Genomic DNA, 13,955 nt, shown 5'->3' with positions numbered 1-13,955 from the left:
TCGTGGTCATTGCGTGAGGTCGATCTCGTAGATGGCGAGGTTCTTGCCCGAGCCGTCGTCGGCCGCGACCTGCGTGAGGCCGCTCAGGCCGGCAGCCGCCGCGTCGCCGAGCCGGTTCGGCGCGGACGTGAACCGCACGTGCGCGACCGAGCTCGCGAGCTTCGTGAAGCGCCAGCTGCGCTGCGCGCCGTCGGCCGCGCGCGTGATCGCGCCGCGTTTCTTGATGAACGCGATCAGCACGTCGCGGTTCGCGTCGGGCGACGCGAAGATCGTCTTGCTGCCGTCGAGGCCCGGGAAGTTGCCGCCGCCGCTCGCGCGGTAGTTGTTGGTCGCGACGATGAACTGCGCGTTCGGGTCGATCGGCGCGCCCTTGTACGTCAGGTTCCTGATCCGGCTGCCGACCGGCTGCGTGACGTCGATCTCGTACGCGAGATCGGCGGACGTGAACATGTCGAAGTTGTAGCCGGGGAAGCTGCTGACGAGCGGCTGCACGGTCGCCTGGGTCGGGTCGATCGTGTTGAAGCGTTTCGCGGCCGTCTCGAGCCAGTTCTTCACGTCGCTGCCGCTCACCTTCACCGCGTACACGGTGTTCGGATACAGGTACAGGTCGGCCGCGTTGTTGATCGCGAGCGCGCCGGGCGCGACGTCGGTGTAGTCGCTGCCGCCGCCGAAGCCGCTCTTGAACGGCGCGCTGACCGACAGCACCGGCAGCGACGCGTATTGCGGCAGGTTCGCCTGCACGTAGGTCTTCACGTAGTCGGCCTGCGCCTCGTTGACGATCTGGATCGCGCCCGGATCGCCGACGTCGGCGAAGTACGAGTTCATCCGGTAGTCGGTCGAGCCGATCGGCGTCTTCACGTAGTCGATCGTCGCCTGGTGCTCGGCGGCGATCGCGGCGGACACCGACGGATCGGCGGCGACGTAGCTCTTGTCCGCGTTCTGGATCGGCCGCGCCTCGACGGTCGTCTGCGACTTGTCGACGCTCCAAGTCTTGCCGTCGAACTTAAGACCGAGCTTGATCACGCCGAGATGCTTGCCCCAGTAGTTGGCCATCACGGTCGGCACGCCGTTGACGGTGCCCTTCGCCTTGTCGACGCCCGGCAGGTTGAACTGCGCCACGGTGCTGTTCGCGTCCGGGAACACCTGGTGCGAGTGGCCGATCAGCATCGCGTCGATGCCGGGCACCTTCGACAGCCACCAGCTGCCGTTCTCCATCGTCGGCGAGTACGCGGTGTTGTCGAGGCCGCCGTGCGAGATCGCGACGACGAGGTCGGCGCCCTTCGCGCGCATCTCCGGAATGTACTTCTCGGCCGCTTCCTTCAGGCCGGTCGTGTAGACCTTGCCGTCGAGCCAGCGCTTGTCCCAGCTCATGATCGCGGGCGGCGTGAAGCCGATGATGCCGATCTTCACCGGCGCGCTGACGGTCTTGCCGTCGGGCGTGACGGCCGTCACCGTGCGGGTGAGGATCGTGTACGGCGTGAACAGCGGCGCGTTGGTCCTCGCGCTGATCACGTTCGCGAGCACCTGCGGGAAGTTCGGGCCCGCGCACTTCTTCTGCTGCGCGGGGGCCGGCAGCCCGTCGACGTCGAACGTGTTGCCGGTCACCTGCGACAGGTACGGCAGCCCGTAGTTGAACTCATGGTTGCCGATCCCGCCGCCGTCGAACTTCGCGGCGTTCATCACCTTGTAGATCGCGAGCGTCTGGTCGCAGCCGATCGGGTTCACGAGCGCCTGGTAGTCCGACAGCGCGGTGCCCTGGATCGTGTCGCCGTTGTCGAGCAGCAGCGTGTTCGGGTACTGCGCGCGCGCCTGCGCGATCAGCGTCGACACGCGCTCGAAGCCGAGCGACTTGTCGGCGGCGAGCTTGAAATAGTCGTACGACAGCACGTTGGTGTGCAGGTCGGTCGTTTCGAGCAGCGCGAGCGTCGTGGTCGTGCCGGCGGGCGCCTGGGCCTGCGTCTGCGATGACGGCGGAGCGGTGACGTCGTCGCCGCCGCAACCGGCGAGGGCGAAGGCGAGGCTGGCGAGCGCGGCGGCGGCGGTCGCGCGGCGGCGGGAAAGCGGGGGGAGACGCATCGATTGTCCTGTTCGGTGTTCTGTTCTATGAATCGCGAGGCGCGCCGCGAGATGGCGGCGCGGGCGCCGACGGCCTGACGTGCGGCGCGTGAGAGTATCGAAAGGAAACGTGACGGAAGAATGAAAGGTCGCGCGCCCGGCATGCCGGTCCGGCGGCGAACGGTGCGCCGTGGCGGGCCGGGCACCCGCAACCGGATGCCCGCGGCCCGACGCGCTGGCCACGCGCTCCCGGCCGCGCGCCCCGACGGCAATCCTCACGTCGCGGCGCCGGGCGGTTCGCTACAATGGCCGCTGTCATCCTTTTGCAAACAATCCGCCCTTGGACTTCGAGACTCCTCCCGGCCTGTCGGTCGACGCCGGCGGCCAGGGTCAGACGGTGCGCCTGTACGGCCAATGGACCGCCCTCGCGCTTGCGCGCAACCGCGGCGCGGTCGCGCGCCGCATCGCGGGCATCGCGTCCGGGCGCGTGAACGAATGGGATCTGTCCGGCATCGAGCGACTCGACCACGTCGGCGGCCAGGCGCTGTGGCGCGTGTGGGGCCGCAAGCTGCCGGCCGGCGTCGAGCTGTCCGCCACGCAGCGCACGATCTTCGAGCGGATCGAACGCCTCGACAGCCAGCGCGAGGCGCCGGAGCGCGTCGTGCGGTTCGATCCCGTCACGCGCCTCGGCCAGGCGATCTTCGCGTTCGCCGAACACCTGCAGGGCGGCATCGCGATGTTCGGCCTCGTGATCCTCGATGCGCTGTCGGTGCTGCGCCGCCCGCAGACGATGCCGTGGAAGGAAACCTCGGCGAACATCTACAGCGCCGGCGCGCAGGCGCTGCCGATCACCGCGCTGGTCGCGTTCCTGATCGGCATCGTGCTGAGCTACCTGTCCGCGCAGCAGCTGCAGATGTTCGGCGCGAACCGCTACATCGTGAACATCCTCGGGCTGTCGGTGATCCGCGAGCTTGGGCCCGTGCTGTCGGCGATCCTCGTCGCGGGCCGCTCGGGGTCGGCGATCACCGCGCAGATCGGCGTGATGCGCGTGACCGAGGAACTCGACGCGATGCGCGTGATGGGCATCCCGCACGGGCTGCGGCTGATCCTGCCGCGCGTGCTCGCGCTCGGCGTCGCGATGCCGCTGCTCGTGATGTGGACCAACATCATCGCGCTCACCGGCGGCGCGCTCGCCGCGAAGCTGGTGCTCGGCATCGACGTCAACTATTTCGTGCGCTCGCTGCCGGGCGTCGTGCCGATCGCGAACCTGTACATCGGCATCGGCAAGGGCGTCGTGTTCGGCATGCTGATCGCGCTGGTCGCCTGTCATTTCGGTTTCCGGATCAAGGCGAACTCGCAGAGCCTCGGCGAAGGGACGACGACCTCGGTCGTCTCGTCGATCACGGTCGTGATCCTCGCCGACGCGGTGTTCGCGATCCTGTTCCAGAACGTGGGGCTCGGATGAACGCGTCGAACGAACCGGCGGCCGGTGCCGCCAGCGCGCATGCCGCGGCAATCGGCGCAGGCTCGGTCGGCACGCCGCCGGGCGCCGCCGTGCCCGGCGACGACCTCGTGATCGAGGTGCGCAACCTGACGAAGCGCTACGGGCGCAACATCATTCACCAGAAGCTCGATTTCGACGTGCGGCGCGGCGAGATCGTGGCGATCGTCGGCGGCTCGGGCTCGGGCAAGACGACGCTGGTGCGGCAGATCCTCGGCCTCGAGCGGCCGACGTCGGGCACGATCAAGGTGTTCGGCGAGGACACGTCGAAGATCGACGACGCGACCGCGCGGATGATGCGCACGCGCTCGGGGATGCTGTTCCAGCAGGGCGCGCTGTTTTCGTCGATGACGGTGTTCGACAACGTCGCGCAGCCGTTGCGCGAGCTCGGCCGCGTGCCGCCCGACCTGCTGCACGACATCGTGATGCTGAAGCTCGAGATGGTCGGGCTGCCGTGCAAGCACGCGTCGAAGATGCCGGCCGCGCTGTCGGGCGGGATGGTGAAGCGGGTCGGCATCGCGCGCGCGATCGCGCTCGAGCCGGAGCTGCTGTTCCTCGACGAGCCGACCGCCGGCCTCGACCCGCAGGCGTCCGACGAATTCGTCGAGCTGATCGCGACGCTGCACCGCACGCTCGGGCTGACGGTCGTGATGGTGACGCACGATCTCGACACGATGGTCGCGCTGTCGACGCGCGTCGCGGTGCTGGCCGACCGCAAGGTGCTGGTCGCGGCTCCCGTCGAGGAGGCCGCGAACGTCGACCATCCGTTCATCCACGAATATTTCCTGGGGCTGCGCGGGCGCCGCGCGCTGCAGGCGCTGCCGCCCGAGCGGCGCGCGAAGCTGCCGAAGGCGGCCCTCGAACCGGCGCCGTCGAGCGTCGATCTGTAAGCAAGGCAAGAAGCAAGGAACCCGCGAATGGAAAACAAATCACATGCGTTCTGGGCCGGCCTGTTCACGATCGCGCTGACGCTCGCGATCGCGGGCACCGTGTTCTGGTTCAACGTCGACCGTACCGTGCGCGTGCCGTACGACCTGCTCGCGCGCACCAACGTGACGGGCCTGTTCCCCGATGCGGCCGTGCGTTTTCGCGGCCTCGACGTCGGCAAGGTGCAGTCGATCGGCTTCGATCGCGCGCATCCGGGCCAGATCCGGATCCGGATCCTCGTCGATCGCGACGCGCCGATCACGCAGTCGACCTACGGCAGCCTCGGCTTCCAGGGCGTGACGGGCATCGCGTTCGTGCAGCTCGAGGATACGGGGCGCGACCTGGCGCCGCTGCCGTCGTCGCCGAAGGCGATCGCGCAGATCCCGATGCGGCCGAGCCTGTTCGACCAGATCCAGGAGCGCGGCGACGTGCTGCTGCGGCAGCTCGAACTGGCGGCGAAAAGCGCGAACGCACTGATGTCGCCGGAGATGCGCGAGCAGCTGCGCGCGACGGCCGAAAGCCTGCAGCATGCGGCGGACGGCGCGGCGACGCTGTCGAAGCAGCTCGCGCCGGCGGTGGCCGCGCTGCCGGAGACGATGCACCAGGTCGATCGCGCGATGGCATCGGCGAACACGCTGCTGCAGCCGAACGGGCCGCTCGTGTCGAACCTGAACAAGGCCGGCTCGGCTGCCGAGCAGGTCGGCGTCGCGCTGAACGACCTGAACGCGCGGGTCCAGTACGACACGCTGCCGCGTTTCAACGCGCTGGCCGGCAGCGTCGGCGATGCGTCGCGGCAATTGAAGGACGTCGCCGGTGAACTCGGCCGCAACCCGCGCAGTCTGTTGTTCGGCTCGCCCGGTTCCGCGCCCGGGCCCGGCGAGGCGGGCTTCGTCTGGCCGGGGGCGGGTGCCGCGGCCGGGAAATGAAGCGCATCGCCAGCCCGCCGCTCGACCGCCCCGGTGCGAGACCGGGCCATCACGCCATCGAAACCGGAAACATCATGCAGGAACATGCCATGCCACGAATCCTTGACCGCGCGCTGCGTCCGGCCGCGACCGCGCTCGCGGTGCTGACGCTCGCGTGTGCCGCCGGCTGCGCCGGCAACGCCGCGGCGCTGTCGAACGTCCGCTACGACCTCGGGCCGGCCGCATCGGTCGTCACGGCCGGCACCGGGCCCGCGCTGAAGGTGCTCGACGTCGCCGCGCCCGACGCGCTCGACACGGACAAGTTCGTCTACCGCCTCGCGTATGCGGATGCGCAGCGCATGGCCGTCTATCGCGACAGCCGCTGGACCGCGCCACCCGCGCAACTGCTCACGCAGCGGCTGCGCGGCGCGCTGTCGTCGCGCGGCGCGGTGCTCGAAGGCACCGACGGCGTGCGCGCGCCGACGCTGAAGGTCGACCTGAACGAATTCGAGCAGGTGTTCGACGGGCAGTCGCAGAGCCACGGCGCGGTCACCGCGCGCGCGACGCTGATGCAGGACGGCAAGGTGCTCGGCCAGCGCACCTTCGTCGCGCGCGCGCCGTCGAGCACGCCCGATGCGGAAGGCGGCGCGCGTGCGCTCGCGGCCGCGAGCGACGAGCTCGTGTCGCAGATCGCCGCGTGGGTCGGCGTGCAGGCGTACGCGGGCAACCCGTGACGCACCGCGCGCAGCCGCGATGAGCGCGCCGGGCACGTCGCGCGCGTCGTCGCTGGCGCGGCAGGCGTTCGCTGCGTATGCGGCGCTCGTCGTCTATGCATCGCTGTATCCGTTCGACGGCTGGGTGTCGCTCGGCATCGGGCCGTTCGACTACTTGTTCGCGCCGATGCAGCGCTATGTGACCGCGTTCGACGTGGTCACCAACGTGCTCGGCTACCTGCCGTTCGGCGCCCTCGGCGTGCTCGCGCTGCATCCGCGCTGGCGCGGCGTGGCCGCGACGCTGATCGTCGGCGGCCTCGGCGTGCTGCTGTCGGGGGCGATGGAGGCGCTGCAGACCTACCTGCCGACGCGTGTCGCGTCGAATCTCGACCTCGCGGCCAACGCGCTCGGCGCGCTGCTCGGCGCGGCGCTCGCGGCACCGGCCACCGGCGCGCTGCTCGAGCGCGGCGCGCTGCGCCGGCTGCGCTTCGCGTGGTTCGAGAACGACGGCGCGACGCCGCTGCTGCTCGCCGGACTGTGGCCGTTCGCGATCCTGTTTCCGTCGCCGTTCCTGTTCGGCATCGGCGACTGGCCGGCCGCGCTGTGGGAACGCGCCGACGGCTCGATGCAGGACGCGCTGCTCGCGTGGCTGCCGGCCGCGTGGCGCGTGAGCGAATGGCCCGAGCGTGTCGACGGCTGGCTGTCCGACTCCGCGTGGGAAGCCGCGCTCGGCGGGTTGATGCTGTTCGCCGCGCTGGCGATCGCGTCGCTCGCGATGCGCGAGCGCGCGCCGCGCGTGCGGCTCCTGATCGGGTTCGTCGTCGCGACGCTCGCGCTGAAGGCGGCCGCGACCTTCATGCAGTCGAGCACCGGCCTCGTCGTCGTGTGGGCGACGCCCGGTGCGCGGCTCGGCATCGAGCTCGGCTTCGCGGCGGCCCTGCTTGCATTGCGCGTGCCGGCCGCGTGGCGCGCGCTTCTCGCGGCGCTCGCGCTGCTGGCCGGCGTGGCACTCGTCAACCTGCTGCCCGTCAACCCGTTTTTCGACTTCACGCTGTCGGGCTGGCGGCAGGGCCGCTACGTGCACTTCAACAGCATCGCGCGCTGGCTCGCGTGGATCTGGCCCTACGCGGCGCTGATCTGGCTCGGCCAGCGGGTCGAGCGCGCGTGGCTGCCGGCCGCGCCGCGGCGCTGACGCGGCACGCCGGGCAGGGCGGCCACGGTTCGGTCGCGGGCAGCGGCGCGCGCCGCTCGTTATAATCGTCCGCACATCCGTTGCCGCGCGCAACGGCGATCGCCCCTCTTTCCGCCCGGCACCGCGCCGGGCCGCTCGTCACCATCATGGATTCCTACTACCAGCACCACGTCTTCTTCTGCCTGAACCAGCGCGACCCGGGCGCCGAGCGTCCGAGCTGCGCGCAATGCGATGCGCAGACCATGCAGGAATACGCGAAAAAGCGCGTGAAGGAACTCGGCCTCGCGGGGCCCGGCAAGGTCCGCATCAACAAGGCCGGCTGCCTCGACCGCTGCGAGGAAGGGCCCGTGATGGTCGTGTATCCGGAAGGCACGTGGTACACGTACGTCGACCAGGCCGACATCGACGAGATCGTCGAATCGCACCTGCGCGACGGCAAGGTCGTCGAGCGCCTGAAGATCTGAGCGGGCCGGCCGAATGAACGTTCATACGCAGAAGTCGCTGATCGCCGGCCCGGTCGGGCAGATCGAAATCGCGGTCGACCTGCCGGACGCCATGCGCGACGCCAGCGCCGCGCCTCGCGGCATCGCGCTCGTCGCGCACCCGCATCCGCTGTTCGGCGGCACGATGGACAACAAGGTCGCGCAAACCCTTGCGCGCACGCTGGTCCAGCTCGGCTACGTGGTGTACCGGTCCAACTTCCGCGGCGTCGGCGCGACCGAGGGCGTGCACGACAACGGTGTCGGCGAGGCCGACGACCTGCTCGCCGTGCTCGCGCACATGCGCGCGCAGCCCGCGTATGCGGACCTGCCGCTCGTGCTCGCGGGCTTCTCGTTCGGCACCTTCGTGCTGTCGCATGTCGCGAAGCGGCTGCGCGACGCGGGCGAGACGATCGAGCGGATGGTGTTCGTCGGCACGGCCGCGAGCCGCTGGCAGGTCGCCGAGGTGCCGGAGAACACGCTCGTGATCCACGGCGAAACCGACGACACGGTGCCGATCGCGTCGGTCTACGACTGGGCGCGGCCGCAGGAACTGCCGGTCGTCGTGATCCCCGGTGCCGAGCATTTCTTCCATCGCAAGCTGCACGTGCTGAAGCGCATCATCGTCGACGCGTGGCGTTGATGCGCTGAACCCGGCGTGCGGCGCCGCTGCCGCACGCGTGCGATGTCGCCGCTCGCGCGACATCGCGCCGCATCGTGTCACGGCACGGTCGCCCATGCCCGCTGCGGCGCGGCGCAACCCGACTTGCGCGGCGCCTGCGCACGCCTTTCGCGCGGCTTCGATCACCCTCTCTCGCAGCGAAGCCACGCCATCGTCTCGAAGCCGGCGTGCGGCCGCCCGCGCGACGGTTCCCGAAAACGCCGTTCGCAGCCACGTATAATGGCCGCAATTCGCGTCGCCCGCGGCCCGGCTGGGCCCATGCGGCGCTCGTTTCGCCGCCTGTCCGCCCGCTCGCGACGGCCGCGAACCGAACGCGTCCGCACGAGTCCAACCGGCGCGTTTCGCGCCGTCCGACGCAGTCGGACGAACGCCGGAACGCCCGCCGCCTTGCCGTTCAACCCTTGCGCGTTTCGCGCCGCACTTTCTGCCATCAGCCTGAATCGATCATGCGTCTGTCTCCCCAAGGCCTCAAGTCCCTCGCTTCTTCCATCGCCTTCGGCACCGCCGCGCGCAACGTCGCGCTGGGCGTGATGCTGCCCGTCGCGCTCGCGTCGACGATCGTCGTCGCCGAGGCGAAGCCGGCCGCCAAGGCCAAGGCCGCGCATGCCGCGCCGGCCGCCGCCGCCGAGCAGTTCACCGGCGCACCCGCGACCTTCATGCCGGGCGCGGTGCCGCCGCCGGGCGTGAACGCGCGCTCGTGGGTGCTCGTCGATGCGACGAGCAACACGGTGCTCGCATCGGGCAACGCCGACGAACGCGTCGAGCCCGCATCGCTGACGAAGCTGATGACGGCCTACCTGGTGTTCGAGGCGCTCGACAAGAAGAAGATCTCGATGGAGCAGATCGTCACGCCGAGCGTCGCGGTACGCCGCGTCGGCACCGACGAGTCGCGCATGTTCATCGAGGCGAACAAGCCGGTGTCGGTGCACGACCTCGTGTACGGCATGATCATCCAGTCGGGCAACGACGCCGCGATCGCGCTGGCCGAACTGGTCGGCGGCAGCGAAGGGCAGTTCGTCACGCTGATGAACGACGAGGCGGCGCGCCTCGGCATGAAGGGCACCCACTTCGCCGACGTGAACGGCATGCCCGACCCGAACCACTACACGACGGCCGGCGACCTCGCGAAGCTGTCCGCGCACCTGATCCGCGATTTTCCGCAGTACTACAGCATCTTCTCGGAGAAGGAGTTCAAGTACAACAACATCCGCCAGGGCAACCGCAACCGCCTGCTGTGGCTGGATCCGACGGTCGACGGCCTGAAGACGGGCCATACGCAGGCGGCCGGCTACTGCCTGATCGCGTCGGCGAAGCGCGCGATCCCGGGTGTCGACAGCCAGCGCCGTCTCGTGTCGGTGATGATGGGCGAGCAGAAGGAAGGCGAGCGCACGCAGGACAGCATGAAGATGCTGAACTACGGCTATAGCGCGTTCGACGCGGTGCGCCTGTTCAAGGGCGGCCAGGCGATGTCGACGCCGCGCATCTACAAGGGCAAGGAAAACACCGTGCAGGTCGGCGTGAAGGGCGACCAGTGGGTGACCGTGCCGCGCGGCCTGGGCGACAAGGTCAAGCCGGAAGTCGAGGTCAACGCGCCGCTGATCGCGCCGCTCGCGGAAGGCCAGCAGGTCGGTACCGTGAAGATCGTCGCCGACGGCAAGACGCTGTCGGAGTTCCCGGTCGTCGCGCTGCAGGCCGTGCCGGAAGCGGGTATCTTCGGCCGTATCTGGGACTCGATCCTGCTGATGTTCAGCAAGAAGAAGTAAGCGCGACGGGCCTTTGTTTTCACGACTTCATCCCCATCTGTCATTGCCATGAGCCAAGCCGAATTCGAACCGATCGTCTACCTCAGCGTGTCGTCGCACGAGGAACTGGTGCCGCTGTCGGAAGCCCGCGTGCCGGTGCTCGACCGCGGGTTCATCTTCGGCGATGGCGTGTATGAAGTCGTCCCCGTTTATGCGCATGACGGCGCGCACGTGCCGTTCCGGATCGAACAGCATCTGGAGCGGCTCGCGCGCAGCCTGAAGAAGATCGGCATCGACAATCCGCATGACGCGGCCGGCTGGCGCGCGCTGATCGAGCGCGTCGTCGCCGCGAATGCGGAAGGCCTCGGCGACGGCCATGCGCTCGTCTACCTGCAGGTGACGCGCGGTGTCGCGAAGCGCGGCCACGCGTTCCCGGCGAATACGGTGCCGACGGTGTTCGCGATGACGAGCCCGCTGCGCCTGCCGTCGGACCAGGAGCGCGCGCAGGGCGTGCGCTGCGTGACGGCCGAGGATCGCCGCTGGCTGCATTGCGACATCAAGTCGATCTCGCTGCTCGGCAACGTGTTGATGGCGCAGCATGCGGCCGAACGCGACGCGTTCGAGACGATCCAGCTGCGCGACGACAACGTGACCGAAGGCTCGTCGTCGAACGTGTGGGTCGTGAAGAACGGCGAGCTGTACGCGCCGCCGCGCAGCAACAGGATCCTCGAAGGGATCCGCTACGCGCTGGTCGAGCAGCTGGCCGACGAATGCGGCATTCCGTTCGTCGCGCGCGAGATCAGCGAAGCCGAGCTGCGCTCGGCGGACGAGATCATGATCACGTCGGCCACGAAGGAGATTTTGCCCGTCACGTCGCTCGACGACCTGCCCGTGCAGGGCGGCAAGCCGGGCCCCGTGTTCGCGGCGTTGTACGACGCGTACCAGCGTGCGAAGGCACGCGAGTTTGAACAGTTTGACCTAACCCGGAGAAAGTGATGAGCGAACCGACCAAAACCATCGAGGTCACCGGCGCGATCGATGCCCGGAAGGAGTCGCTGCTGGAGTTTCCGTGCGACTTCCCGATCAAGATCATGGGCAAGGCGCACCCGGAGTTCAAGGATACGATCTTCAAGGTCGTGGCCGTCCACGACAACGAGATCGACGTCGAGAAGATCGAGGAGCGTGCCTCGAGCGGCGGCAACTACACCGGCCTCACGATCACCGTGCGCGCCACGAGCCAGCAACAGCTCGACGACATCTACCGCGCACTGACCGGCCATCCGATGGTCAAGGTCGTGCTCTGAGGGCCGCTTTCCATCCTCCTTCCTGCGCGCACTCGGCGGGGGTTTTCCCCGCCGCGCGCCGCGCGTCCAGCTCGTCGCACAGCTGCTGGTACTCCGCGACTTCCTGAAGCAGCCAGGTCCTGAACGCCTGCACGCGCGGCGTGTTCACGAGCGGCGGCGGACACACGAAAAAATAGTGCCACGGGCTCTGCCCGTCGATGTCGAACAGGCGCACGAGACGCCCGTCCAGCAGGTCGTGCACCGCGAGCGAGCGGCGCACCAGCGCGATGCCCTGGCCGTCGATCGCGGCCAGCAGCAGGTTCGACGAATCCTGGTACAGAATCCCCCGTTTCGGCTCGGTCAATGTATCGAGCCCCGCCGCGTCGAACCACGGCCGCCACAGCTCGTCGTCCGAGCGCAGCAGGTTGTAGTGCACGAGATCGGCGGGCGTCTGCGGCAGCTTGCCGCCGTTCAGCGTCGGCGAGCACGCCGGAAAGAACACTTCCTCGAACAGCGGCTCGACGTGCAGCCCCGGATAGCTGCCGGAGCCGAAGCGGATCGCGAGATCGACGTCGTCGCGCGCGAAGTCGGTGAGCGAGTTGGTGGACTGCAGCTCGACGTCGATTTCCGGATGCCGCTCGATGAACGTGCCGATGCGCGGCGTGATGAAGCGCGCGGCGAACGACGACAGCATCGACACCACCAGCCGCCGTCCGCGGTCGCTCGCGCGCACCTCGCGCGTCGCATCGGCGATCTGCATCAGCGCGGTGCGCACCTGCTGCGCGTAGCGCATGCCGGCGTCGGTCAGGCACAGCCGCTTGCCGTTGCGCGTGAACAGCTGCACGCCGAGCTCCTCCTCGAGCGCGCGAACCTGGTGGCTGACCGCGCCGTGGGTGACGTACAGCTCGTCGGCGGCGCGGGAGAAATTCTCGTGACGGGCGGCGGCTTCGAACGCGCGAATCGCGTTCAGCGCAGGCAGCTGGCGGAGGTCCATTTGCTAATTTTCCTCACATCGACGTGAAAATTGGTCGTTTGGTCGGGTGCCTTGAAGTGACTACGATTGTAGCCATCGAAGCATTTATTGGCGGAGTCGATCATGCAAGAAATTTCTTCAAGCATCACGTTCGAAATCCCCGCGGGCGAGACCGTGCCGATGAAGGTGCAGCGCAGCACGCGTCTGACGGTGCAATGCGGGCCGGTGTGGGCGACGCGCAGCAACGACGTCGAAGACTACTTCCTGGTCGACGGCGAGACGCTCCGGCTGCGTCGCGGCGAGCGGCTGTGGCTCAGCGCGGAAGGCCGGCAGGGCGCGCAGGTCGCGTTCTCGGTGTCGCGGCCGGCCGGGGAAGTCGCGCGCGGCGCGCTGGCGCGCCTGCGCAACCGCGTGAACGCGCTGTTCCACGACGGCTGGCGCACCGTCTGACCGACCTTTCCTCTGACGGATGCTCGCGATCCGTCCCCATCCGGAGCCGGCGAGACGCATGGGTTTTCGGTAAACTACCGCCCATGTCCGTTTCGCCGGTTGCCATCGTGTCCACGCCTGTCGCTGTTTCCGAATCGCCCGCCGGGTCTCCGGTTCAGCCCGTCGTGCCGGTCACCGTGCGCTGGCGGGGCAGCGAGGCCTACGAGACGAGCTTCGACGCGATGCGCGCGTTCACCGACACGCGCACGGCCGACACCGGCGACGAAATCTGGGTCGTCGAGCATCCGCCCGTCTACACGCTCGGCCAGGCCGGCGACCCGGCCCACCTGCTGGTGGCCGACAGCGGCGTGCCGCTCGTGAAGGTCGACCGCGGCGGGCAAATCACCTACCACGGCCCCGGCCAGATCGTCGCCTACCTGCTGCTGGACCTGCGCCGGCGCAAGCTGATGGTGCGCACGCTCGTGACGAAGATCGAGGAGGCCGTGATCGAAACCCTCGCGGCGTATAATCTCGCTTCGGTCCGCAAGGCGGGCGCGCCGGGCATCTACGTGGCATCCGGCGTGCACGAAGGCGCGAAGATCGCGGCCCTCGGCCTGAAGATCCGCAACGGCTGCAGCTATCACGGGCTGAGCCTGAACGTGAAGATGGATCTGCGCCCGTTTCTCGCGATCAACCCGTGCGGCTATGCCGGACTGGAAACCGTCGACATGGCGAGCCTCGAGGTTGCCGCCGACTGGAACGACGTCGCCCACACGCTGGTGGGTCGTCTGATTGCCAACCTCGATGGCGCATCCGCGGCCGCCGACAAGCCGCAGGCACTGGAACATTCGAATGACTGACGTTACCGCTTCCCCCGCACCGGCCGACTCGGCCGCGACCGCTGCCTACGATCCCACCGCCAAGCAGAAGGCGCAGGCGAAGACGGCGCGCATCCCGATCAAGGTCGTTCCGATCGAGAAGCTGAAGAAGCCGGAGTGGATCCGCGTGAAGGCGGCCACCGGCAGCTCGCGCTTCAACGAGATCAAGACGATCCTGCGCGAGCACAACCTGCAT

At 68.8% G+C, this 13,955-nt stretch carries 14 protein-coding genes and 1 pseudogene; 13 read left to right on the top strand and 2 right to left on the bottom strand.

The features are described from left to right. Positions 1-6: 6 nt before the first annotated feature. Positions 7-2,076: a bifunctional 2',3'-cyclic-nucleotide 2'-phosphodiesterase/3'-nucleotidase gene (locus U4Z31_RS33365; RefSeq protein WP_321812611.1), complete on the bottom strand. Its 2,070-nt coding sequence runs from the start codon at positions 2,074-2,076 to the stop codon at positions 7-9. A gap of 319 nt (positions 2,077-2,395) precedes the next feature. Between U4Z31_RS33365 and U4Z31_RS33360 the strand changes: the two genes are divergently transcribed. From U4Z31_RS33360 to U4Z31_RS33315, 10 genes are all read left to right on the top strand, one after another. Continuing rightward, positions 2,396-3,520, top strand: coding sequence for an MlaE family ABC transporter permease (locus U4Z31_RS33360; protein ID WP_044846763.1), 1,125 nt, complete (start codon positions 2,396-2,398; stop codon positions 3,518-3,520). Further along, positions 3,517-4,446: an ABC transporter ATP-binding protein gene (locus U4Z31_RS33355; RefSeq protein ID WP_124486560.1), complete on the top strand. Its 930-nt coding sequence runs from the start codon at positions 3,517-3,519 to the stop codon at positions 4,444-4,446. The genes U4Z31_RS33360 and U4Z31_RS33355 overlap by 4 nt, the downstream gene beginning before the upstream one ends. 27 nt (positions 4,447-4,473) lie before the next feature. Next, complete coding sequence (locus U4Z31_RS33350; protein ID WP_044846761.1) at positions 4,474-5,409, top strand: MlaD family protein; 936 nt, start codon at positions 4,474-4,476, stop codon at positions 5,407-5,409. An 89-nt stretch (positions 5,410-5,498) separates the two neighbouring features. Continuing rightward, positions 5,499-6,122 (top strand): ABC-type transport auxiliary lipoprotein family protein, encoded by a 624-nt coding sequence (locus U4Z31_RS33345; protein ID WP_321800666.1) that lies wholly within the window; start codon positions 5,499-5,501, stop codon positions 6,120-6,122. Positions 6,123-6,141: 19 nt separating this feature from the next. After that, on the top strand, positions 6,142-7,293 hold the full coding sequence (locus U4Z31_RS33340; protein ID WP_321812610.1) for a VanZ family protein: 1,152 nt from the start codon (positions 6,142-6,144) through the stop codon (positions 7,291-7,293). 146 nt (positions 7,294-7,439) lie between these two features. Continuing rightward, on the top strand, positions 7,440-7,757 hold the full coding sequence (locus U4Z31_RS33335; RefSeq protein ID WP_044846759.1) for a (2Fe-2S) ferredoxin domain-containing protein: 318 nt from the start codon (positions 7,440-7,442) through the stop codon (positions 7,755-7,757). Positions 7,758-7,770: 13 nt separating this feature from the next. Then, positions 7,771-8,415: an alpha/beta hydrolase gene (locus tag U4Z31_RS33330; RefSeq protein WP_044846758.1), complete on the top strand. Its 645-nt coding sequence runs from the start codon at positions 7,771-7,773 to the stop codon at positions 8,413-8,415. A gap of 485 nt (positions 8,416-8,900) precedes the next feature. Continuing rightward, the gene (locus U4Z31_RS33325) at positions 8,901-10,217 is read left to right on the top strand and encodes a D-alanyl-D-alanine carboxypeptidase family protein (protein ID WP_044846757.1); all 1,317 of its coding nucleotides are present in this window, start codon (positions 8,901-8,903) and stop codon (positions 10,215-10,217) included. A gap of 48 nt (positions 10,218-10,265) precedes the next feature. After that, on the top strand, positions 10,266-11,192 hold the full coding sequence (locus U4Z31_RS33320; RefSeq protein WP_321812609.1) for a D-amino acid aminotransferase: 927 nt from the start codon (positions 10,266-10,268) through the stop codon (positions 11,190-11,192). After that, positions 11,192-11,500 carry a YbeD family protein gene (locus U4Z31_RS33315; RefSeq protein ID WP_044846755.1) on the top strand — a complete coding sequence of 103 codons (309 nt, stop codon included), beginning with the start codon at positions 11,192-11,194 and terminating at the stop codon, positions 11,498-11,500. Before U4Z31_RS33320 ends, U4Z31_RS33315 begins: the two co-directional genes overlap by 1 nt. On the opposite strand, the gene U4Z31_RS33310 is transcribed toward U4Z31_RS33315, so the two are convergent. Further along, positions 11,484-12,473 (bottom strand): transcriptional regulator GcvA, encoded by a 990-nt coding sequence (locus U4Z31_RS33310; RefSeq protein ID WP_044846754.1) that lies wholly within the window; start codon positions 12,471-12,473, stop codon positions 11,484-11,486. The genes U4Z31_RS33315 and U4Z31_RS33310 overlap by 17 nt on opposite strands. A gap of 102 nt (positions 12,474-12,575) precedes the next feature. Between U4Z31_RS33310 and U4Z31_RS33305 the strand changes: the two genes are divergently transcribed. The 3 genes and pseudogenes from U4Z31_RS33305 to U4Z31_RS33295 form a co-directional block, all read left to right on the top strand. After that, a complete protein-coding gene (locus U4Z31_RS33305; RefSeq protein ID WP_044846777.1) occupies positions 12,576-12,902 on the top strand; it encodes a DUF2917 domain-containing protein in 327 nt (108 codons plus the stop codon). Between the two features lie 83 nt (positions 12,903-12,985). Next, on the top strand, positions 12,986-13,741 hold the full coding sequence (gene lipB, locus U4Z31_RS33300) for a lipoyl(octanoyl) transferase LipB (protein ID WP_124571346.1): 756 nt from the start codon (positions 12,986-12,988) through the stop codon (positions 13,739-13,741). Continuing rightward, positions 13,734-13,955: pseudogene (locus U4Z31_RS33295) on the top strand (lipoyl synthase); the annotation flags it as partial. The gene lipB and the pseudogene U4Z31_RS33295, both read left to right, overlap by 8 nt.

Source organism: Burkholderia sp. BCC1985, from assembly GCF_905339915.1.
In the GTDB taxonomy this organism is placed as follows: Bacteria; Pseudomonadota; Gammaproteobacteria; order Burkholderiales; family Burkholderiaceae; genus Burkholderia.
This window is presented reverse-complemented; position numbering and strand designations above follow the sequence as displayed.